Below are 21,649 nucleotides of genomic sequence, written 5' to 3'. Positions count from 1 at the left end.
TAACCCGAGAGCCATATCGGCGCGAACTCCCGCGCACAGACTCTCTTTGAAAGAAATCTATTCCCCTGCTCCGTACAGCAACAGTTGTTTCCTTGCATGGGAGCGTCCCGCGGCAATCATCTGACCGTCATATGCGCGTGATCGGACACCGCGCGCTGCGGATTCTACGCCGGCCGCTTCTTCAGCTTCGCCTTGCGTGGCAGCAGCGCCGGCCAGGTCACAATGTGATCCTGCAACTCGTCGTCGGAGATCGTGTCCTCGCTGCCCTCGACCCGCCCGCGGACCGATACGCCGGCTTCATGGACGGTGTCGGCGCTGCCCGAGATAAGCGGGTGCCACCAGTAGAGATCGCGGCCCTCGGCTGCGAGCTTGTAGCCACAGCTCGGCGGCAGCCAGCTCAGGGTGCGGACATTGTCCGGGGTCAGCCGCACGCAATCGGGAACATGGTCGGAGCGGTTCGGATAATCCTTGCAGGCGCAAAGACCCGCATCGAGCAATCGGCAGGACACATGGGTGTAATAGATCTTGCCGGTATCCTCGTCTTCCAGCTTTTCCAGACAGCAACGTCCGCAGCCGTCGCACAGGCTTTCCCACTCGGCGCCGGACATCTCTTCCAACGTCTTGGTTTTCCAGAACATTCCCTCCTGTGCGGAAGGACGCGGGGGACGCGCGGTCATGCGATTTGAATCGATCCAGGTTGCGGCGAAACGCCCTTCTAGGAGTTGCGGTGCAGGCTCTGCAAGCAACATCGTGTCGGCCGGCTCGCAAACAAGGGCAAAACCGCCAAGCTGTTAGCCCTGTCGTGCAAATGATAAGCAATGCCATTGGTTTATCCGCCCTGCTCGGCTAGAACTTGAACGACTCTCCGGCGGCCGCAAACCTGCCGCCGGGTTGCCGCATTATTTCAGCATGACGTCCGCGCGGTGCCGGTGGGTGCACGCGAACGCTGCAACAAACCAAGGGCCCCTGTGCCTCAGATCGTGCCATCCCGTTGGAAGACCAAATTCCGGCATTTCCTGCTGGATCTGGATGCGCGCATCGATTCCGGCCTGTTCTCGTCCGGCCGCGGCACCCGCGAGCTGTGGGAACGCTACTCCACCTTCATGGACCGCTTCTATGTCGGTCGCTGGAAGCGCTGGGTGTTCATCGAGCCGCTGTCGGAAATGGCCACCATCGGCCTGGGCGGTCTCATCCTCATGCTGGCGCTGGCGCAGCCGGCGTTTCGCGAAACTGCGGACGAAGACTGGCTGAAGAAATCCGACCTCGCGGTGACGTTCCTCGATCGCTACGGCAATCCGATCGGCAGCCGCGGCATCAAGCACAACGACTCCATTCCGCTGGAAGATTTCCCGGATAACCTGATCAAGGCCACCCTCGCCACCGAGGACCGCCGCTTCTACGATCACTTCGGCATCGACATCGCCGGCACCGCGCGCGCTCTGGTCACCAATGCGCAGGCCGGCGGCGTGCGCCAGGGTGGTTCGTCGCTGACGCAGCAGCTCGCGAAAAATCTGTTCCTGTCGAACGAGCGCACCATCGAGCGCAAAGTCAACGAAGCGTTCCTGGCCATCTGGCTGGAAACCCGCCTGACCAAGAACGAAATTCTGAAGCTCTATCTCGACCGCGCTTATATGGGCGGCGGCACGTTCGGCGTCGACGGCGCAGCGCATTTCTATTTCAACAAATCCGCGCGCGACGTGAACCTCGCGGAAGCCGCGATGCTCGCCGGCCTGTTCAAGGCCCCAACCAAATACGCGCCGCATATCAACCTGCCCGCCGCCCGCGCCCGCGCCAACGTGGTGCTCGACAACCTCGTCGATGCCGGCTTCATGACCGAAGGTCAGGTGTTCGGTGCGCGGCGCAATCCCGCCGTCGCCGTCGATCGTCGTCAGGAAATCTCGCCGAACTACTATCTCGACTGGGCCTTCGACGAGATGCGCAAGCTCGTCGATACATTCCCGAAGTCCTATGTCGAACGCGTCTTCGTGGTCCGCACCGCCATCGACATGAATGTGCAGCGCGCCGCCGAGGCCGCCGTCGAAAACCAGCTTCGCCAGTTCGGCCGCGACTATCACGCGACGCAGGCCGCCACGGTGGTGTCGGACCTCGAAGGCGGCGTCCGCGCCATGGTGGGCGGCCGCGACTACGGCGCAAGCCAGTTCAACCGCGCGGTGGACGCGATGCGCCAGCCCGGTTCGTCGTTCAAGCCCTATGTCTACACGACGGCGCTGCTCAACGGTTATAAGCCGACCTCGATCATCCTCGACGGCCCGGTCTGTATCGGCAACTGGTGCCCGCAGAACTACGGCCACTCCTATTCCGGCAACGTGACGCTGACGCAGGCCATCACCCGTTCGATCAACGTCGTGCCGGTGAAGATTTCGATTGCGCTCGGCAAGGGCGCGCAGAATCCGGCCAAGGCCGGCCGCGTCAAGATCGTGGAGACCGCGCGCCGCTTCGGCATCACGGCGCCGTTGCTTGATACGCCGTCGCTGCCGATCGGCTCCACCGAAGTCACCGTGCTCGAACACGCCGTCGCCTATGCGACCTTCCCGAACAAAGGCCGATCGTCGAAGCCACATGCCGTGCTGGAAGTCCGTACCGGCGCCGGCGATCTGGTCTGGCGCTTCGACCGCGACGGCCCGAAACAGTTGCAGGCGATCCCGGCCTCCGTCGCCGCCGATATGGCCGGCATGATGAGCCACGTGGTCAGCGAAGGCACCGCACGCCGCGCGGCGCTGGACGGCATTCCGACCGCGGGCAAGACCGGCACGACCAATGCGTATCGCGACGCCTGGTTCGTCGGCTACACCGGCAACTTCAGCTGCGCAGTCTGGTACGGCAATGACGACTACTCGCCGACCAACCGCATGACCGGCGGCTCGCTGCCGGCGCAGACATGGCACGACATCATGGTCGCAGCCCATCAGGGCATCGAGATCAAGGAAATCCCGGGTGTCGGCGCGGGTACCAAGAATCCTGCCGCAGCCGCCTCATCCGTCATGGCCGCCAACGCGCAGGACGCCAAGCCCGGCCCGCCGCCGGTGCTGACGCGCCGCGGCGCCGACGTCCTGCTGCGTGTCGAGAAGCTGCTCGACGACGCCGGCAAGACCGCCGGCCGCACATCATCCAACGAACCGTTGAAGCCCCGCGCCTCCTCCGCGTTGGCCTTCCCCGAGAGCTACGCGTCGGCGAATGATGCACCGGATGCCAAAACGACCACATCCGCAACCGCCCCCGCGTCGCGCAAGAACTGAAGCTGCTATCATGACGGTGCGCACGTGCGGCTGATCTTCCTCACGCTTCTGGCGCTCGCGATCGCCACTGCTGTCGGTCTCGGTCTGACCTGGACCACCGCGACCCGCGGCACAGACCTTGGCACACTCACCATCGGTGCATGGACGGCGCGCCCACGCACCGGCACCAGCGAGATCGATCCCTATGCGCGGGCGTCCATTGCACGGTCGGGCGAATTGCCGATCGGCACGGGCGACGGCGTCACTTTCACTGCCACCACCGATGACAAGAAAAAGCCGCTAGACGGTCGCTGCGATATCGTCGTGTCAGGCGTGACACCGGCTGCGCGTTTCTGGACGCTCTCGCTCTATGACACCAAGGGCCGCCTGGTGCCCAACACATTGCAGCGCTACGGCTTCACCAGCCAGGAAGTGGTGCGCAATGCCGACGGCGCGTTCGAGATCCGCATCGCTGCACGCTCGCGCGCCGGAAATTGGCTGCCGACATCAGCGCTGGAACGTTATGTGTTGATGCTGCGGCTGTACGATACGCCGGTTGGCGTTGCCACCCGGACGCAGAAAGACGCGCCGATGCCCGCCATCGCCACGGTGAGCTGCCCATGATCCGGCTGATGTTCGCGCTCATCGGGGGTGTCGTGCTTGGCGGCATCGTGCACCTTGTCAGCGTGCTGGCGCTGCCGCGCATCGCGACGCAGGACGCCTATTCGCGCCTCGCTTCGGTGACGAAAGAAAATGCGGTGACAGCATTGCCGCAGACCGAGCCGGCCAATGCGCTGCTGCCATTCATGGACCCGGCCTTCGCCATGGCGGTCTGCCGCTACGACCTGGCCAAAGGACCGATCAAGCTCACCGTGCCGGTCAGCCAGTCCTACACGTCGGTGTCGTTCTATACCCGCAGCGACGTCGCTTACTACGCGATCAACGACCGCTCCGCCGGCCGCCGCGTCATCGAGCTCGATCTGATGACCGAGGCGCAGCACGAAGCCCTGCCCGAGGAAGAGGACGTCACGTCCGCCGACCGCCTCATCATCGACTCGCCGACCGCGACCGGCCTGATCGTGCTGAAGGCGCTCGCCGCCGAACCCGGCCTGATGATCCAGGCCCAGGCGTCGCTGGCCGCATCGAATTGTCGGGTGCAGACCGATCCGCCGGCCGCGCCGGTGAAGGGGAAGCGCTGATAAGCGATCGTCATCGTAGGATGGGTAGAGCGTCTTCGCGAAACCCATCATGTCGTCGTGTGTATATGATGGGTTTCGCTGCGCTCTACCCATCCTACGTGCGCTATCCCGTTGCCAGCGGCGTGCCGATATCCGCCACGAGCTTCACGAGATCGGCCTGCCGTGACCTGCCGGTCTTGGCGTAGATCCGGTTAAGATGTGTCTTCAGCGTATTCTCTGAGATCCCAAGCAAAGTAGCAGTCTGGGATGGGTTGAGCCCCTTTCCGGCGCTCACGAGCACGCGCGCTTCGGCGGGCGTGAGCTCGAACAGCGTCGTCAACACGGCTTCCGGCATTGGAGAGGCCGAGGTCGTTGTCGAGACGAAGACGGCCGCACATGCGGGGCGGAAAGCGGCACGCGCCGTACCAGCAGTCAAAGGCAGGACATAGGCGACAGCGGGCGGTTGTCCTGCCGCCGACACCGGCAAGCCAATGCCTTTAGCGCCGAGCGAGAGATCCGATGCAGCGCTTGCGATCGCCTGCAGCAAGGCATCGCCCATTAATGCGTTCTGTGCCTGAATGGTTCGCCCCTGACGCAGGATCGGACCATCAGTTGCGAACATGCGTTCGGCACTTGCATTGGCATGGAGCACCGATCCGGCCGCGTCGGTCAGCACGACGGGCACCGCGAGGTTCTCAAGCGATTCACGAAACAGCTGCGCGGTCACGCGCACGTCGTCGAGCAGGTCGCTGATCATCGCGGCCCTGCGCAAATGCGGAGACAGCAAGGTCAGAAACCGTTGATCCTCGGCAGATACGGCAGCCTTGTCCGCCCAGGTGGTGCAGCCGAGCAGACCGATGCGATCCGGCGTGTGGACAAACTTGACGATGCACCCTTCCCGCAATCCCTGCGGTCCGGCCCAATTGCGAAAGAACGCGGTCTGCTGCAATTCACTTTCGGGCATCAGCGAGAGCGTGGATACGGGCGTATCGATATCGCCGACCACCGCAGCTTTCAGGCCCGGAATATCATCGAAACTGTAGTCCTGCAGCGCGCGCATGCGCTCGGCATCCCAGGGCGATTGGGCAGCAAACCGGCCGTGATTGTCCGACGTGCCGGCTAGTGCGATCGTGGTGTAGGCCGCGTCCATCGTCTGCGTGATGCGGGTGAGAACGCTCGACCATCCCTCACGGTTCAGAACGCAGTCGTAGATATCTCCGATGATTGAAGAGAGCACGTCATTGTCGACATCGTCCATGAACATTCCAAATCCGTGATGGCGCGCGCTCTGGTGTGACAGGGCGAGGTCGAAGTCAATTTCCGGACGCGCACACGCAGCATATTTTACCACATCATACTTCGGGGTGACGACACGGAATCCTGCAACGCTTAGCAGTGGCGATGGCGACCCTGGACTTTTCGGGAGCGCGAATGAGCGGCCTGCTTGTCCGGCGGGCCCGCACGTCTGGAAGTCACGTCTCGAAGTACTGGAGAGCTCGATGTCGAAATCCGCTAAGTTGGCCTGCGTGATCGGCTGCGTTCTGCTTGCGTCAACGCCCGTGCTGGCCGCGGACAATCTCGCTCAACCGCACTACAAGGCGGCAGTGTCCCCACCAATCGTGACATGGACAGGCGCCTATATCGGCGCCACCTTGGGCTATGGCTGGACCGAAAGTGCGTCCACCATTACGGCCATCGACACGATCATCACGCCATTTTTCCTGTCGCAGGGCACGATGCCCCGGTCGCTCAATTCCCGCTTCGATGGATTCATCGGTGGCGCTGAAATCGGCTACAACTGGCTGATCGACCGTTGGGTAACAGGTCTGGAAACAGACTTGTCCTATTCGAAAATGGGCGCGGGCGTCACTTATTACGCCCCGGAGATTGGTGCCAATCCGGAAACTCTGACCAGCCATAACACCGAGCTGAGCTGGTTTGGTACCGCGCGTGCACGATTGGGCTATCTGGTGACACCGGAGACATTGTTCTTCGCTACCGGCGGTCTGGCCTACGGCCACGTGAAAGTCTCGTCTGCTCTTGTGCCGGAGCCGACATTTCCATGTGCCCGGAACGCTCTCTGCTCCGCAGGGTCTGCATCGGAGACACGGATCGGCTGGGCGATCGGCGGCGGCGTGGAATCGAAGATCGCATCGAACTGGACCGCGAAGGTTGAATATCTGCATTTCGATCTCGGAACGATCAGCGATACGACGTTGAGCAAGGCCACCTTCGCGGCCTGGCCAGGAAAACCGATCATGGGCGTTAATTCGAACGTCACAGGCAATATCGTCCGCATTGGCGTGAATTATCAGCTGTAAGACGACCTCGGCGTGACGTTATTCCGCATAGAAAACGTCCAGGGAGCCCTCTGGCGTAATCTGCCTGCAATCTCCCGCAGCGAAGCTCCGCATCCATTGTCGACCCACGAATCGGCGCGAATGCGGGGCCTCCATGCAACACGACCAAGAGCCGTCCGATACGGCCGTCAGCTATTTCCTGTCCCTGATCTGGTGGCCGCTGCTGTATTTCGGGGCGCTGCTCGGTGCCGGCATGGCTTTCGCCAGCAATGCGCCGCTGTTCTGGTTCAATATCGTCTATGCCGCGCTTCTGCTGACGATTGTGCTGCTCGAACGCATGACGCCGCATCGCGCCGAGTGGCTGGAGCATGATGGCGAAACGCTGAATGACCTCAGTCACACGTTGCTGACCAAGGGGGCGGCGCAACTGGCCGTCGCGGCGACCTCGATTGTGCCGATGGCGGTGGCGACCGTAACGCGCGCGGACGATCATGCCTCGCATCTGTGGCCGACACAGTGGCCGCTGATCGCGCAGGTCGTGCTCGCGCTGGTGATTGCCGAATTCGGGCTCTACTGGTCACACCGGATCGCGCATGAAAACCTGTTCTTCTGGCGCTTCCATGCGCTTCATCACAGCGTGGTCCGGCTCTGGGTGGTGAACACAGGACGCTTCCATGTGATCGACTCGCTGATCAAGATGGCGCTCAGCCAGGCGCCGCTCTACCTGCTCGATGCACCGTTGCCGGTGTTCCTGTGGGTCGGCGCGGTGACTGCGATCACCGGCCTGCTCACCCATTGCAATGTGGAGACGCGCACGGCGCTGTTCGATCCGATCTTTGCGACGCCAAAACTGCATCGCTGGCATCATTCGAAGACGCTGAAGGAAGGCAATAGCAACTATTGCGAGAACATCATGGTGTGGGACCATGTGTTCGGCACCTATCTCAATCCCGCCAAGGCGTCGCCGGATCGGCTCGGCATCAGCGGCAAGGTTGCGTCGGATTTTCTGGGACAGATCGTGCAGCCGTTTTCGCGCAAGGGCGCGCGACAGATTCTTGGCCGTCAGATCGTGCCGGACGATCAGGTGAATCCAGTTGAAAAGTCGGACGCTGTGGCGCGGATCAGCGAAGCGTAATCCACCCTACTTCCAGCCCTACACGTCCAGCTATCCGCCGACCTGGAGCACCTTGCCGGGGCGCACCGGCGTGAGGCTGCCGGCCATGGCCGTGGTCTGCGCTGCCAATTCGCCGATCAGCATATCGGCGCTGGACGCCATGCCATCGGGGGCGTGGATCACCATGCGTTCCAGCGCCCACTTATAGGACGACACCCGGCGCTGCAGACATTGCTCGACCCACTGCACGATCAGCGCGTTCTCATCCATGCGTGCGATGGCGTCGGCGCGCTCCTTCGGCTCCAGCGCCGACACCAGCTTCAGGCTGGCATTACGTTTGCGATCGAGTTCGACGACCTTTGCAGCCGTCGCATAAAATCCCTCGAAACGCAGGATGTCGTCGCGCGCGTCATCCATCAGCACGCTGTAGCGCGACGTATGCGAGCGATGTGGCTCGTCGATCAGCAGCCGACCATAGGCCGTGCGATCGAAGGTGACGTTCTGCCGCCATGGCGACGCGATCGGCTTGTAGTCGCCGAACACACTCTTCCAGAGAGGGCGCGAATGCGGCGGCTCGATCAGCGGATAAGCGAGATCGCGCATCTGGCGTTCGAGATCGGTGAGCTGGAATTCCGACGACTTCAGGCCGACGCTGCCGGTGGCCTCGACGCCGATCCAGCGATGCATGTCGTCGGTCACCGCATTGTTGCGGGTACGGCCGAAATCGCCGCCGGCGCAGCCGCCGAGCGTGCTGCCGATCAAGCTCGCAAGTACGAAACACGGCGCAAGAAACGACGTCTTGCGCCGAAGCCGTATCCGGTTCGGATGGGATATCGCCGACATCAGAACAGGTCCGGGGTCAGGAACGGGCGCGGCGCTTGCGGCGGCGTCCCGGCGCAGTGCCCTCTTCCGGGCCGCTGCCACCATTGCTGTCGTCGATCTGACGCTCGATTCGGATCACCGGCAGGATCAGGATTTCGGCGGAAGTTTCGCGGGGAGACGGCGCCACATTCACGCCCAGCCGTCGCGCTGCCGCATCCGCCGGGAACTTGATGATGGTGCTCATTATCCAGTCTCTCCGCGCCGCTTCGCCCGTTTTGCCGACGCACGGTCATTAAGGACAGTCATGGTTAATGGCGTGTTAACGCCACAGGTATCATCGAAACAACGGTTCGTCGATGCCGCGCGATGTCAACGAACGCACGCTCCGCTCGCACCTGGACCGTTGAACCGACTCGTCGGAATCAGATCTGCCTCGGCCAACGGCCCATGGTTAAACACATATTAATGCGTCCGCGATAATTTGAGGCAAGGTTCCCTTAGTAAGCGTATGCCATGCCTGCCTCACCTCCAATGTTTCCGGGCTTTGACGGATTGCTGACGCTCTCGCGTCGCGAAGGTGTGGACGTGCGACCGACCTTGCTGCGCGTGCTGACGGATCTTTATGTCCAGGCACCGAACCATACGATCGACGAAGAGAAGCAGTTCGTCGAACTCACCGCGCGCCTGATCGATCAGGTCGACGACGCCACCCGCGCCGCGGTGCGTGCGCGGCTGTCGATCTATCCGAACACCCCGCGCGCGATCCTCAACCGGCTCAATCTGCACCCGACCGAACCCGGCCAATCGGTGCCGCTCGCGCAGCCCATTTCCGCCGCAGAATCTCCCGCGCCGCCCGTGAAGCAGCCGAGCGAAGCGCAGATGCGTGTCGCCGCCAATATGGCCATGGCGCCCAGGGACGCGTCCGAGATCAGTACGCTGTTCTTTGCCGCATCGAGCAGCGAGCGTGCGCAGATCCTGCATAACCTCGCCGAAACGCCGCTGCGATCCTCCGCCCGAATTCCGCAAGCGCGCGCCGCACGCGCGATGCACATTCTTGAAATGGCCGCCTTCGCCGAAGACCGCGACAACTTTGCGCGCGAGCTGAGCGAAGCCTTGATGCTGCCCGCCGCCATTGCCGAGCAGGTCGTCAGCGATCCCGGCGGCGAGCCCCTCGCCTGCTGCGCCAAGGCGCTCGGCATGCGGAGCGACATCTTCCAGCGTGTCCTGCTGTTCCTCAATCCGGAATTCGGCACCTCGGTGACGAACGTCTACCGGATCGCGCGCATGTATGACGTGCTGAGCGAACGCTCGGCGCTGATCATGGTCGCCGCCTGGCGCGGCGCGCATATGGCCGCGACGCGCGCCAAGTTCCGGCCCGCGCTCTATGACGACGAACGCCATCGCGCACGGCCGAGCGCGCCGCAGGCACGGCCAAACGTCCAGCCGGATGTGGATATCACGCGCGTGACGCGGAATTCGTCGGGGCGCTAGCCCTTCGCCAATTCGAGAAAATGCCGTCCGGCCTTGTCCTCGGTCTCGACGATCCACACGTCGGGATCGAACGAGATCTCCTTCTGCAAGCGCTCTTCGATCTTGCGTTCTTCGACGGGCTGCGGCGGTGAGGCTGCGAAGACGCGATCGACAGGGCGGCTCTCGTCATAGGCGGTTTGCGGCGCCGGCGTGTAGAGCATCGCGGTGCCATCCAGCAGCGCGACCTTCACGAACACGGCGCCCGCCTCCTCCGCACCACGACGGCGCACGGCGCCGAACACGCCTTCGGTCTGGCAGCGGCGCAGATATGCGGCCACCCATATTGCTGACTTCAATCTCATGGAATCGACGATAAGCCAGCCGCAGGGCTGGCGCTAGTCGATCGCGCGCCCGGTGACGGTGGCGAGTTCGCGCACCATGCGATCGGACACCTGCCCGGTGACCGGCAGCTTGCGCTCACGCTCGAAGCGCTGGATCGCAGCCGCGGTGTCCGAGCCGACATTGCCGGTCGGCTTGAGCTGACCATAGCCGTATTCCGTCAGCGCACGCTGAACAGCGGCGACGCGGCGCGTATTGGTGATGAGATCACCGAGCGGATCGGTGCGGGTCGCATTCGGGATCGCCGCCGGCGGGCGCGCCACGGCGCCCGTGGTCGCCGGTGAGGCCGGTGGTGCCGGCGCCTTCAGGAGATTGCCGACCGGATCGGCCGCGCGCTGCTCGACGGGTTTGGCGGCGAGTGACGGCTTCGGCTCATTGGCGCTGTTGACCGGCTTGGAATCCAGCATGCGGGAATCGAGCTTGGTGTCCGGCGAAGCAGCATCCAGCGGACGCGGCTTGGGCAGCGGATTGGCGACCTGCGCCGGTGCCGGAAATGCAACGACGGTGCTCGAACCGAACATCGGCGACGGATGATGGCCCTTCTGCAGGAAAATGGCATTGGCGATGATGGCGCTGACCGCAGCGAATGCGATCAACCCGGCGACCATGTCCTTCGGGCTGTGCAGCAGCACGCGCAGGACGATACCGCGCTCCGCGGGCTCGTCGACGATGGCGACGGCGCGGCCGCGTTTGGACTTGGTCGCTTTGGAACTGGCTTTAGGCACTCTTCTTCACCTGATGGGCTTGGTCGGACGGCGCGGTGCGCGCCGCGGGATTCAAGATCGCGATATTACTGACGTGTTCAGCCTGCGGCGTAAACTCCAGCGGCAGCGCGATGGTGATGGTGGTGCCTTCGTCGATCCGGCTCTGCACCTGCATCTCGCCACCATGCATGCCAACGAGGCTCTTCACAATGGACAGGCCGAGGCCGGTGCCCTCATGGCGCCGCTGATAGGTCTTGCCGGCCTGGAAGAACGGATCGCCGATGCGGGCGAGATCGTCCGATGCAATCCCGACGCCGGTATCGCTGACGCGCAGCATCAAGCGTGATCCTTCGACGCCCGCTGCCACGGTAACGCTGCCGCCGCGCTCGGTAAATTTGATGGCATTGGATACGAGGTTGAGCAGGATTTGCCGGAATGCACGCGGATCGCCGTTGACCTCAGGCAGATCCTTCGGCGCATCGGTGATGAGATCGATGCCGTTCTCGCGCGCCTTCAGCGCCAGCAGATTGCAGCAATTGATCAGCGCCGGACGCGGGGCGAAGGGCTCCGGCGAAATCTCAAAATTGCCGGATTCCAGCTTCGACATGTCAAGGATACCGTTGACCACCGACAGCAGGTGCTGGCCGGAATCGTTGATGAGCTGGGCATACTCCTTGCGCTTGGTCGCATCGAGCATCATCAGCTCTTCCTGCACCAGCATGTCCGAAAAGCCGATAATGGCATTCAGCGGCGTGCGCAGCTCGTGGCTCATGGTGGCCAAGAATCTTGTCTTCGACGCATCGGCGCGCTCGGCTTCAATGCGGGCCTGCGCCAATGCCTCTTCCTGCAACTTGCGGTCGGTAACATCGCGCAGCACGGCCACAACTTCTGCATCGGCATTGACCGGCATCGACGTGTCGACGTCCTGCTCCATCGGCCGGCAGCGCATTTCAACCCAGATGAATTCGGCGCCAGACGGACGCATGCGATCATTGCCGCGCACGACATCGCGGCGCAGGCGGAATTCGACGCTGCGGGCTTCGCCGCCGCGTGCGGCGTCGGACAGAGCCGTGAGATAGGCCGGGCGATCCGCAACATGGACGCGATCGAACAGGCCATGGCCGAGCAATCGCTGCACGGGCGCGCCGATCAGTGCTTCAGCCGCCGGCGAAATGAACTGCACGGCGCCATTGTGACGATGACGCGAGATCACGTCGCTCATATTGCGCGCCAGCAGGCGATAGCGGTCTTCCTCAACATAGAGCAGCGAGACGCTGGTCCGCGCCAGCGACTCCGCGCCGAAGGCGAGACCGGCAGCGTAGATGGTGGCAGACGCGATGCCGAAAGCCATGAACACGCCATGGCCGGCGACCCCGGCTTCAGATACAGGCAACCAATCGAGGCTGGTCAGCACGATGAGAATGCTGACGCAGGACAGCGCCAGCGCCGATGCAAAGGCAACGATACGCCGCGAAGCCGAGAGCGCCGCCTCGATCGGCACCACGACAAGCCAGATCGCCGCGAACGAATTGATGCCACCGGTGGAGATCGCCATCATCATCACGAGGCCGGCGAGTGCGACGGACGACAGCACCTGTGCGCTTTCATAGCGACCGGTGCGCGACAGAAAATATGAGCAGAGGATCGGCGCCATCAGCCAGGCGAAAGCCGCGACCTCGATCGCGTTCGGCGCGCCGCGCAGCGCGAGATAGACAGGAAAAGCCGCAAAGGCCGCAAGGCTGCCGAGCAGACGCGGCGCCATGAATGCGCGGTGACGCGCACTCGTCAGCGCATCGTAGCGCACTGAAGGGTGCAGCATGGCATCAAGGCAGTCGCGGATGATGGTCGATACTGTCACTGGTCTCGCTTCGGCTTGATCGTCAATTCAGACGCGCCGAAACGCCTCCTTTTATCGTTGTGCCAACGTGTCAGAGCGACATTAAGCGAACACTAAAGTGACCGCCGCGTTCGCCATGCCTAACGTGCAAGTGCTGATTTAAGAGGAGTTTTCGCATTTCCATTCGGCAACGATGGTGAACGAGTAGTTTCCATCGCCGCGTCCATATGGTTTCGAAAGCGTGCATCCCCAACATCGTGTCGGAAAACGCACGAACAGCTCATCAATGGAAAATTTACGCCAAACCGAATGAAGCGAATTTTCGTCGATTTAACCGCATCGCAAATACTTGCAATTTATCGACTGCTGCTAACTTCGATCCCAATTGCGACAAATCGCAACGGTTCGAAGAGACTAACGGGGTTCGCGATGTTCTTCCTGCTTCGCATGGCATTCTGGCTCGGGCTCGTGCTCGTGCTGCTGCCGAGGGACAAGACGCCGGAATCGGACAAGCTGCCGCAGATCGGCGCGTCCGATGCGGTATCGGCTGCGAGTGCGGCGATGTCCGACATGGCTCAATTCTGCAAGCGCCAGCCGGCCACCTGCGAAGTCGGCGGCCATGCGGCCACCGTGATCGGCGAACGTGCCAAGGACGGCGCGAAGAAAATCTACCAGATCATCACCGAGAAGAAGCCGGATACTACCGGCTCGATCGGTGGCGAAGGTGAAAACCAGGGGACGATCGCCATGGTCAAACCCGACACGCTCACCCAGGACGACCTCGCCGCCGAATGGCAGCCACCCACCGCTGCTCCCTAAACGGCTGATTGCGGCGGATAATTACCGCAAACAGCGGTCGCTTTCGGCGCTGTTCGTCCCTATATAGGGCCTGACATTGCTTGCAGGCCCCGATGACCACGATTGACGATATCCGCGATAATTTCGAGCTACTCGAGGACTGGGACGACCGCTACCGGTACGTCATCGAACTCGGGCGCAGCCTCACGCCGATGCCGGATGAGGAACATTCCTCCGCCAATAAGGTCAATGGCTGCGCGAGCCAGGTCTGGCTGTCGCGCCAGGTCGCTCGCGACCACGGCACGCCGGTGCTCAGCTATCTCGGCGACAGCGACGCGCATATCGTTCGCGGGCTGATCGCGATCCTGCTGACGCTGTATTCGGGCCGCAAGGCCGAGGACATTCTGGCCACCGACGCCATCAAGGTGTTCGACGAACTCGGCTTCAAGGAACACCTCACGCCGCAGCGCTCCAATGGCCTGCGCGCCATGGTCGAGCGTATCCGCCGGGACGCCACCGAGACGCTGGCAGACGCGAACCAGGGCGTGACCCCATAGGCTCGAGCGGCTGCAGGTGCTGCGCCAACGCTCCGCCAGGGATTCACTGATCGGAGCGCAGCTGAGGCCCGTTTACCGGGCTTCAGCCCCAAGCGCGCCCGACCGCGCCCTCGCCTGCAGCCGGGACACCGCCTCGGCCAAAGGAATGTCGGCCTGTGAGCCGTCGCGCTCGCGCAGGCCCACCCGGCCGTCCCTCATCTCGCGTCCGCCAACGATCGCCATTACCGGCACCGCCATGTCATGCGCCGCCACGATGCGCCGTGAAAGGGTATCGGCGCCGTTATAGGCAATGGCCCTAATCCCTGCATCCTCGAACGCCGCCACGACGTCAGCGCCGTATCCGGCCTGGTCTTTCGAGATCGGCGCAACCGCGACCTGATCCGGCGACAACCAGAACGGAAGCACGCCGCCGTGGTGCTCGAGCAGGATCGCGATCATGCGGCCGAGCGATCCGAAGATGGCATGGTGGATCATCAGGGGCCTTGCGCGGCTGCCGTCGGCGGCGATGTAGGACGCGTCGAGCCGCTGCGGGAGAACGCTGTCGAGCTGCACCGTGCCGCACTGCCAGGATCGTCCCAGCCGGTCGCGCAACGCGAATTCCAGCTTCGGTCCGTAGAACGCGCCTTCGCCAGGATTGATTTGAGGTGCGAGGCCGCATTGCCGCGAGGCATCGCCGAGCTTCGCCTCCGACCAGTCCCACGTCGCGTCGTCGCCAGCGCGCATCGCCGGACGCGTCGACAGCGCCACTTCGTAGTCGGGGAAGCCAAGATCGCAATAGACCTCGCCCAGCAAAGCGATGAAGCGCGCGACTTCGTCCTCCACGTCCTGCTCGCGGCAGAACACATGCGCATCATCCTGCTCGAAGGCGCGCGTTCGCATGATGCCGTGGAGCGAACCGGATGGCTCGTTGCGGTGACAAGCGCCAAACTCGGCATAGCGGATTGGAAGCTCTCGCCACGAGCGCAGACCCTTGTTGAAGATCTGCACGTGGCAGGGGCATGACATCGGCTTCAGTGCCATCGCCAATTCGCCGTCATCGACCCGGAACATGTGCTCGCGGAATTTGTCCCAGTGGCCGCTGCGACCCCAGAACTCCTTTGGCAGCAGCTGTGGCGTTTGGACCTCGGCATAGCCGGCTTGGCGCATTTTGCGCCGGAGATAATCCTCCAGCACCCGGTAGATCGCGTAGCCGCGCGGATGCCAGAACACCATGCCCGGCGCATCGTCCTGCAGGTGCCAGAGTTTGAGTTGTACGCCGAGATTTCTGTGGTCGAGATCGTCCATGGCTGTGTTCCTTACGAGGGGAAAAAGCGCGGACGGGGATCATCAGAAACAGAAAAGGCCCCGTCCGTCACCGGCGGGGCCTTTTCTGGGTGAAGTACGCTTGTCTCTAGCGCGCGCGACCAGAAGGCGATCCGCCGTGAGCGGTCGCCGTGGTGGTCAATGCAGCTGATCGAAGCTTGTTCATGCGCTGTATATGGCGGCAAAACGCCCAGGCGTCAACGAAAGCTGCTTGGCGTCGCAGATATATGATGCGCGGGCCTATGATCGCGGCGAACGACTTGGCCGTCGTCAAGCTCGCATCCATCAGCATCTGGCTGCGCGCTATCGACTCCACACCCTAGCTCTCGAACGCCGCATCGTCTGCGAGCCAGGTTCGCACTTTCGATGGCTGCCCCCTGACCTCACTGGCGAAGCCGTAGTGCCGCGCGAGGCGATCCAGCGCGAGTTGCAACACGACCTTGGCGGAACGCGCCGGCCAGTTGCGTTCGCGCTCGATGTCTTCGAGGCCGCGCAGAAAGCAGCACACATCCATCAGAACCCCTGAAAATTCGGGCCCGCAGGCCTCCAGCGCCTGACTGACGCGCTGGCGCGACGTCACCATGACGTCCGTCATCTCGCCGGGACTACTGCTGGCCCCGCGTGGGCGACCGCCGGTTGGCGCGGCCCAGTTCGCCGTCATGCGCGGCGCCATGTTGCCGCGCGTGAAATCGGCACGCAGTTTCTCGCCGGCGATGAACTGATGCGGGCTGATCATGCTGCGACCATCGCGGCCCTTGCGCCGGGCCAGCCAGCCGAGCGGGCTTTCACTGTCATTGACGAGGACGCTGGCGACGCCGTCATCGGTGAGGATCTGCCGCGTTTCCAGCGATAGATGCTGCGCGCGATGGTGGTCGACGCGGTCGGGATGCTTGGCGGTGCTGCGGGATGTCTTCATCGGGGCGACTCCATTTAGGACAATAAGCTCACATCCCGAACGGCCCGGCAAGCAGAATTTTAGACTTTATTCCTTTATCGGCTTTTATTCAAAGGAACGAGTGCCTTCGCACGATCGCTCGAAGCTGCGGCGTTGAGAAAGCGGGTTTCCGGCGGCGACCGCGATTGATCCGCGGCCGGCGCGCGCGAAGAGTTCATCGCAGTCTTCGGCCACGACCTGCGGGCAAAGCCCACCCCTGTCGTCCGACAGATCACGTCCAGAATTCGCGGCACGGCATCGATGCGCGGGATGGCCTCAACGTCCGCTTGAAAGTCTCCCGTCATACCCGCCAAGTTCACGTATCGCCTGCCTGTGGTGTCACACACCAATTGCGCGTGGCGGGAGATGTATCCCGCATCCCGACGTAGAACTTTCTTCGTCTCCGATTTGTTCTATATTGGTTCCTGCGGATGGAACCTGACTTTATTGCTTAGCTTTACTTGTGCGGATTACTTGCGGGATCGCTTGCTCAGGTCACCTGTTCAGGTCACTTGCGCCGGCGGCGCTGCTGACCCAGCCCCATTTTCTTGGCGAGCTGCGAACGCGCCACCGCATAGTTCGGCGCGACCATCGGATAGTCGGCCGGCAGGCCCCATTTCTCGCGATATTGTTCCGGCGTCATCGCGTACTGCGTGCGCAGATGGCGCTTCAACGACTTGAAGCGTTTTCCGTCCTCGAGACAGACCAGATATTCGGCGGTCATCGATTTCTTGACGGACACCGCCGGTTTGGCCGGCTCCGCTGCGACCTCCGGCCGGCCGTTCGACACCCGCACCAGGGCAGCGTGAACCTGACCGATCAGCGCCGGCAGTTCTGACGCCGGTGTTGGATTGTGACCGACATAGGCCGACACGATCGTCGCCGTGAGATCGATGAAGCTCTTGCCGGCGATGTCGTTCATGATCCGTCGTCTTTCAAGGATTGGAGCCGCACTTTACTTGACAATCATGCGGGCATTACAGCCACGAGGGCAATAACAACGTATAGCGCGCCGATTTCATTCTGCGCGCAAGATTAGTCGAGATCAGCTGAAAGTGACCGCCAACGGCAATGGGCTGAGCGTCAGCCCCTGTTGTCGAGATGTTCGCGCAACTCGTCGATCGAGGCGAAGCGCATCATGCCTTCGGGCATCTGCGCCTCGATGGAGCCGTCGGAATACAGCGAATAGGCCATGCCATCGACGACCCCCGATTTCAGCACGGTGACGTCCGGTGCTTGCGACGGCTCTTCAGCCGGCGTCGGCGGAACGTAGCGATCCGGAATCAGCGCGGCATCGGGCAGCTTGTCGCTTGGCGAGGACGAGGTACGGGCGGCGCGGCGGATCGCGTCGGAGCGCGACCGATCCGGCTGCGGCCAGGCATCCTCGAAACTCTTCGGCTGCTCGGCGGGCGCCTCCGGCGTTGGCATGGCCGCCTCGAATGCGGCAGCTGCCTCGGCCCTCTCCCGCTCCCGGCGCGACGACTGGAACAGCAGATTGCGACGCTTCGGCTCCTCAGGCACCGGTGCCTCGGCGGCCGCGGACGCAAGCCGCTCACGGTCGCGCAGCACTTCGTCCTGCCATGGGGGAACACCTGGCTCCGGAACGGCAGGTCGCGCGGCCGGCTGGTCACGGCTGAACAGCGGGGCCGGCGCCGGCGCGTCATCCGCCTCCTCTGCGTCCTCCCTCGGAACCGGCGGCAGTTTCAGTTCCCGGCGCGGCAGCCGGGGCGACGGAACCAGTTCATCGATCTCGCCCTGTGGTCCAAACTTCTTCAGCTCGCGGACGGCGAGCGCCATGCTGACCATGATCAGGCCGGTGCAGGCGCCGACCGTTCCGGTCAGGATCAGGGTATTGCCGAAGCCGAATTCCTTGACCGGAATGCCGAAGCCGATCGCGGCAAGGCCCGCCAGAATGACCCCGATCCCGGCAATCAGCAGCAATTTCATAGTCTTCGAACTCCTCGACGGACCACTCGCGAGTCTCGTCATGGGTGCCACGATAGCGTCATATTGCGTGCACCGCCAAACGGCATTTTGCGTTCATCCCTTGTACATCGGCCTGGTGGTAAGTTTTGGGAGAGTTTTCTTCCACCGGAGACAACAGGTTTGGGACAGCCGACGCCGATCTATCCCTAAACGGTAAAGCTTTTACCTTGTCCTGTTTGTTGCAACGCATTAAGAAACTTCAGCCACAATTCTCAATTACTTCAAAAGAGAAGTGCGCTATATCGATGCCGGGGAAACGAGGCTCAAAGAGCGCTAAAGCTGAGCCATTGGGGACACCGGGTTATCCATCGCCATGTCATCGATTACGACTGCGGCCATCGACACGCCAGTAAGGCGCTCGGTGGAACGGACGTGTGACGACCTCGCCATCCTGGCGCTTGTCGTTGTCAGTATCGTCGCAAGCTTCACGTTCCGGGACTACGGTCTCGGATGGGACGACTATACTCACGCTGAATATGCAGATCTTCTATTGAAGATGTACGGGTCGGGCTTCACCGACACCGGCGCTTTGTCGTTTGCAAATCTCTACATGTATGGCGGCGGCTTCGATATGGCGGCCGCGCTGCTGCACAAGATCATCCCGCTTGAGCTGTTCGAGACGCGACGCCTGCTCGGCGCGATCGTCGGCGTCATCGGCCTCGGCGTCACCTGGCGCCTCGGCCGCCGTGTCGCCGGCCCCGTGGGCGGCCTCGCCACGCTGCTGCTGCTGGCGCTGTGCCCGACCTTCTACGGCCATATGTTCATGAACCCGAAGGATGCGCCTTTCGCCGTGGCGATGGTCATCCTGATGCTCGGGCTGGTGCGCCTTGCGCAGGAATATCCGAATCCGTCGCCGCGCACGGTCCTGATCCTCGGCCTCGGTGCCGGCTGCGCGATCGGCTGCCGCATTCTCGCCGGCCTGACGCTGATCTACGCGGTGATCGGCTTCATGCCGCTGTGGATCGAGGATGTCCGCACCAATGGCGTGCGCGAGAGCGTGCACCGCTTGCTGCATGTCCTTTACGTGCTGCTGCCCGGCCTCGCTTTCGGCTATCTGATCATGGGCCTGATCTGGCCGTGGTCGATTCTCGAGCCCGCCAATCCGCTGCGCGCCCTGGGCTACTTCTCTCACTTCTTCGAGAAACCGTGGAAAGAGATGTTCGACGGCGCGATGATCTCGGTGCCGGACATGCCGTGGTCCTATCTGCCGACGCTGTTCGCGCTGCAGCTTCCGGAAGTGCTGCTCAGCCTCACCTTCGGCGGCATCGCGCTGACCATCATGTCGCTGTCGCGCGACACCGTGCCCGCACGTCGCAAGACCATCCTGTTGATGCTGACCTTTGCCGCCACATTGCCGCTGGTGATCGCCATGGTGAAGCGCCCGGCGCTGTATAACGGCATCCGGCATTTCATCTTCGTGCTTCCGCCGATGGCCGTGCTCGGCGGCGCGGCTTTCGCGGCGCTGATGGACTGGCTGCGCGTCAATCATCGCGGCGCGCAAGCGGCTGCCGTCGCCGTGTTCTCCTTCGGCCTGATGCTGCCGACGGCCGAGATGATCCGGCTGCATCCGTATCAGTACACCCACTTCAACTACATCGCCGGCACCGTTCGCCAGGCCGATGCGCTGTACATGCTGGACTATTGGGGCCTTGCGCTGAAGCAGGCCTCCGATGCGCTGCGCGAGCAGATCGTCGAGCGCCAGGAAAGCCCGCCGGTCGGCCGCAAGTGGAAGGTCGCCGTGTGCGGCCCGCAGCGTCCGGCACAGGTCGCGCTCGGTCCCGACTTCACCATCGGCTGGGACAGCCAGTCGGCCGACTTTGCGATGACGCTCGGCGAGTTCTACTGCAAGGGCCTCACCGCCCCCGTGATTGCCGAGATCAAGCGCGACGACGTCGTCTTCGCCAAAGTCTACGACATCCGCGGCAGCAGCATTTCGAGCCTGCTCGCGATCCCCGCGCCGTAAAATTCTGCGTTAGTACTAAGTTCCAAGTTTTCGTCGTGCCCGGCCTTGTGCCGGGCATCCACGTCTTGGCGATCATGAAAGGCGTGGATGGCCGGGACAAGCCCGGCCATGACGACTCTTGTTGTTCATGGCCCGTGTCGTAGACTAACGCGCCGCCTGAAACCTGATGTCGCCGTTGTTCAGAAAGCACGTCTTGCTGAACAGGCCGAGATCGACAGGATTCGGCAACCGCACATCGTCCAGATCGGGACATGGCTTCACGGCGGGGTCGTAGGACCGATGAATCTGCGAGATGAAGACGAAGATCAGCCCGCGTTCCCTCGCGAATGACTGCAGCGCACGCACCTGCACCATCAAGGCCGGGTTCTCGCGTTTCTGATCGAGCAGTTGCAGATAGTCGATCACCACAAGCGTGCCGCGCGGCGCATCGGCCAGTTTCCGGACGACGTAGTCGGCGCTGATGTCGTCGGAATTGTCGAATTCGAACAGAGTATCGAAACGCCCCCGCTCCACGCCGATGGCACTGAAACGGTCCAGCACGTCCTTTTCGCTGTATTCCAGCGAAAAGAACACGCTGCGATGGCCGGATTGCATCGCCTCCACGGCAAGCTTCAGGCTCATCAGCGTCTTGCCATGGCCCGGGCGCGCGCCGACCAGCACGAGATCGCCAGGAGACAGTTGTTCGAACAGTTTCGCGGCAGGTGCCACCGAAGACATTCGGGCCACAAGCAGGCTCCAGGCAGCAAAGCCTTCTCGCACGGCGATCCGGTCGAGTGCCTCGTGCAGAGGAATGTTATCGGCGCGGGATAGAAGCCTGGCCTTGCGCTTCAATTGATAAACAGGCGCAGAAAGACGCATTGTGAGAACCTCCTGGTGCGAGCGTTGTCACAACCCCTCCTTATGCTTGATGCTCGAACAGTTGGTTCGGTGATCAGAGAGCCCGGTATGATGGATACTTTCCCGCTGGAGGGGGGAGGCGTGGGCCGCGCCAGAATCACAGTGTAGCGCAATCCCCTTCCCCGCGAAATTGCGGACTTCCAATCGCCCGC

The 21,649-nt window shown here is 62.6% G+C and carries 21 protein-coding genes; 9 read left to right on the top strand and 12 right to left on the bottom strand.

The genetic code is table 11. The features are described 5' to 3' along the window. Positions 1-164: 164 nt before the first annotated feature. On the bottom strand, positions 165-677 hold the full coding sequence (locus AB7813_RS00670) for a YcgN family cysteine cluster protein (RefSeq protein WP_068730717.1): 513 nt from the start codon (positions 675-677) through the stop codon (positions 165-167). Positions 678-968: 291 nt separating this feature from the next. Here AB7813_RS00670 and AB7813_RS00665 point away from each other — a divergent pair, with 291 nt between their 5' ends. From AB7813_RS00665 to AB7813_RS00655, 3 genes are read left to right on the top strand one after another with little or no spacing between them, the layout of a single operon-like run. Further along, positions 969-3,257, top strand: coding sequence for a transglycosylase domain-containing protein (locus AB7813_RS00665; protein WP_089267024.1), 2,289 nt, complete (start codon positions 969-971; stop codon positions 3,255-3,257). Positions 3,258-3,281: 24 nt separating this feature from the next. Continuing rightward, entirely contained in the window at positions 3,282-3,860 is a 579-nt protein-coding gene (locus tag AB7813_RS00660; RefSeq protein ID WP_068730494.1) for a DUF1214 domain-containing protein, read from the top strand. Further along, positions 3,857-4,435, top strand: coding sequence for a DUF1254 domain-containing protein (locus AB7813_RS00655; protein ID WP_089267023.1), 579 nt, complete (start codon positions 3,857-3,859; stop codon positions 4,433-4,435). Before AB7813_RS00660 ends, AB7813_RS00655 begins: the two co-directional genes overlap by 4 nt. 103 nt (positions 4,436-4,538) lie before the next feature. Here the strand turns inward: AB7813_RS00655 and AB7813_RS00650 are convergent, their stop codons facing one another. Continuing rightward, the gene (locus AB7813_RS00650; RefSeq protein ID WP_439088982.1) at positions 4,539-5,990 is read right to left on the bottom strand and encodes a helix-turn-helix transcriptional regulator; all 1,452 of its coding nucleotides are present in this window, start codon (positions 5,988-5,990) and stop codon (positions 4,539-4,541) included. Between the two features lie 28 nt (positions 5,991-6,018). Here AB7813_RS00650 and AB7813_RS00645 point away from each other — a divergent pair, with 28 nt between their 5' ends. Together AB7813_RS00645 and AB7813_RS00640 are read left to right on the top strand one after the other, a co-directional pair. Next, entirely contained in the window at positions 6,019-6,735 is a 717-nt protein-coding gene (locus AB7813_RS00645; RefSeq protein ID WP_439088983.1) for an outer membrane protein, read from the top strand. A 133-nt stretch (positions 6,736-6,868) separates the two neighbouring features. Further along, entirely contained in the window at positions 6,869-7,849 is a 981-nt protein-coding gene (locus AB7813_RS00640) for a sterol desaturase family protein (protein ID WP_439083658.1), read from the top strand. A 30-nt stretch (positions 7,850-7,879) separates the two neighbouring features. On the opposite strand, the gene AB7813_RS00635 is transcribed toward AB7813_RS00640, so the two are convergent. Both AB7813_RS00635 and AB7813_RS00630 read right to left on the bottom strand, forming a co-directional pair. Next, positions 7,880-8,671, bottom strand: a complete 792-nt coding sequence (locus AB7813_RS00635; RefSeq protein ID WP_439083659.1) for a hypothetical protein — start codon at positions 8,669-8,671, stop codon at positions 7,880-7,882. 16 nt (positions 8,672-8,687) lie between these two features. Continuing rightward, on the bottom strand, positions 8,688-8,894 hold the full coding sequence (locus tag AB7813_RS00630) for a hypothetical protein (RefSeq protein ID WP_068730489.1): 207 nt from the start codon (positions 8,892-8,894) through the stop codon (positions 8,688-8,690). Positions 8,895-9,163: 269 nt separating this feature from the next. Here AB7813_RS00630 and AB7813_RS00625 point away from each other — a divergent pair, with 269 nt between their 5' ends. Continuing rightward, positions 9,164-10,141, top strand: a complete 978-nt coding sequence (locus AB7813_RS00625) for a DUF2336 domain-containing protein (protein WP_439083660.1) — start codon at positions 9,164-9,166, stop codon at positions 10,139-10,141. Here AB7813_RS00625 and AB7813_RS00620 read toward each other — a convergent pair. From AB7813_RS00620 to AB7813_RS00610, 3 genes are read right to left on the bottom strand one after another with little or no spacing between them, the layout of a single operon-like run. Then, complete coding sequence (locus AB7813_RS00620; protein ID WP_309944772.1) at positions 10,138-10,482, bottom strand: DUF1491 family protein; 345 nt, start codon at positions 10,480-10,482, stop codon at positions 10,138-10,140. The genes AB7813_RS00625 and AB7813_RS00620 overlap by 4 nt on opposite strands. Positions 10,483-10,515: 33 nt before the next feature. After that, the gene (locus AB7813_RS00615; RefSeq protein ID WP_231077362.1) at positions 10,516-11,244 is read right to left on the bottom strand and encodes a peptidoglycan-binding domain-containing protein; all 729 of its coding nucleotides are present in this window, start codon (positions 11,242-11,244) and stop codon (positions 10,516-10,518) included. After that, positions 11,237-13,081, bottom strand: a complete 1,845-nt coding sequence (locus AB7813_RS00610) for a PAS domain-containing sensor histidine kinase (protein WP_439063514.1) — start codon at positions 13,079-13,081, stop codon at positions 11,237-11,239. The genes AB7813_RS00615 and AB7813_RS00610 overlap by 8 nt, the downstream gene beginning before the upstream one ends. 408 nt (positions 13,082-13,489) lie before the next feature. On the opposite strand from AB7813_RS00610, the gene AB7813_RS00605 reads away from it, so the two are divergent. Together AB7813_RS00605 and AB7813_RS00600 are read left to right on the top strand one after the other, a co-directional pair. Next, the gene (locus tag AB7813_RS00605; RefSeq protein WP_231077364.1) at positions 13,490-13,879 is read left to right on the top strand and encodes a DUF5330 domain-containing protein; all 390 of its coding nucleotides are present in this window, start codon (positions 13,490-13,492) and stop codon (positions 13,877-13,879) included. 92 nt (positions 13,880-13,971) lie between these two features. Next, a complete protein-coding gene (locus tag AB7813_RS00600) occupies positions 13,972-14,415 on the top strand; it encodes a SufE family protein (protein WP_068734257.1) in 444 nt (147 codons plus the stop codon). A gap of 72 nt (positions 14,416-14,487) precedes the next feature. Here AB7813_RS00600 and thrS read toward each other — a convergent pair whose 3' ends face one another. The 4 genes from thrS to AB7813_RS00580 form a co-directional block, all read right to left on the bottom strand. After that, complete coding sequence (gene thrS / locus AB7813_RS00595; RefSeq protein ID WP_439063513.1) at positions 14,488-15,699, bottom strand: threonine--tRNA ligase; 1,212 nt, start codon at positions 15,697-15,699, stop codon at positions 14,488-14,490. Positions 15,700-16,036: 337 nt separating this feature from the next. Next, complete coding sequence (locus AB7813_RS00590) at positions 16,037-16,633, bottom strand: DUF6456 domain-containing protein (RefSeq protein WP_439057965.1); 597 nt, start codon at positions 16,631-16,633, stop codon at positions 16,037-16,039. Positions 16,634-17,159: 526 nt separating this feature from the next. Continuing rightward, on the bottom strand, positions 17,160-17,573 hold the full coding sequence (locus tag AB7813_RS00585; protein ID WP_089267012.1) for a MucR family transcriptional regulator: 414 nt from the start codon (positions 17,571-17,573) through the stop codon (positions 17,160-17,162). Positions 17,574-17,734: 161 nt separating this feature from the next. Further along, the gene (locus AB7813_RS00580; RefSeq protein ID WP_439063511.1) at positions 17,735-18,598 is read right to left on the bottom strand and encodes a hypothetical protein; all 864 of its coding nucleotides are present in this window, start codon (positions 18,596-18,598) and stop codon (positions 17,735-17,737) included. A 352-nt stretch (positions 18,599-18,950) separates the two neighbouring features. Between AB7813_RS00580 and AB7813_RS00575 the strand changes: the two genes are divergently transcribed. Continuing rightward, positions 18,951-20,600, top strand: a complete 1,650-nt coding sequence (locus AB7813_RS00575; protein WP_089267010.1) for a glycosyltransferase family 39 protein — start codon at positions 18,951-18,953, stop codon at positions 20,598-20,600. Positions 20,601-20,744: 144 nt separating this feature from the next. Here the strand turns inward: AB7813_RS00575 and AB7813_RS00570 are convergent, their stop codons facing one another. Next, positions 20,745-21,458: a DNA helicase gene (locus AB7813_RS00570; RefSeq protein WP_439057961.1), complete on the bottom strand. Its 714-nt coding sequence runs from the start codon at positions 21,456-21,458 to the stop codon at positions 20,745-20,747. Positions 21,459-21,649 lie beyond the last annotated feature (191 nt).

The sequence above is a fragment of the Tardiphaga sp. 20_F10_N6_6 genome (assembly GCF_052076045.1).
Taxonomy (GTDB): domain Bacteria; phylum Pseudomonadota; class Alphaproteobacteria; order Rhizobiales; family Xanthobacteraceae; genus Tardiphaga; species Tardiphaga robiniae.
This window is presented reverse-complemented; position numbering and strand designations above follow the sequence as displayed.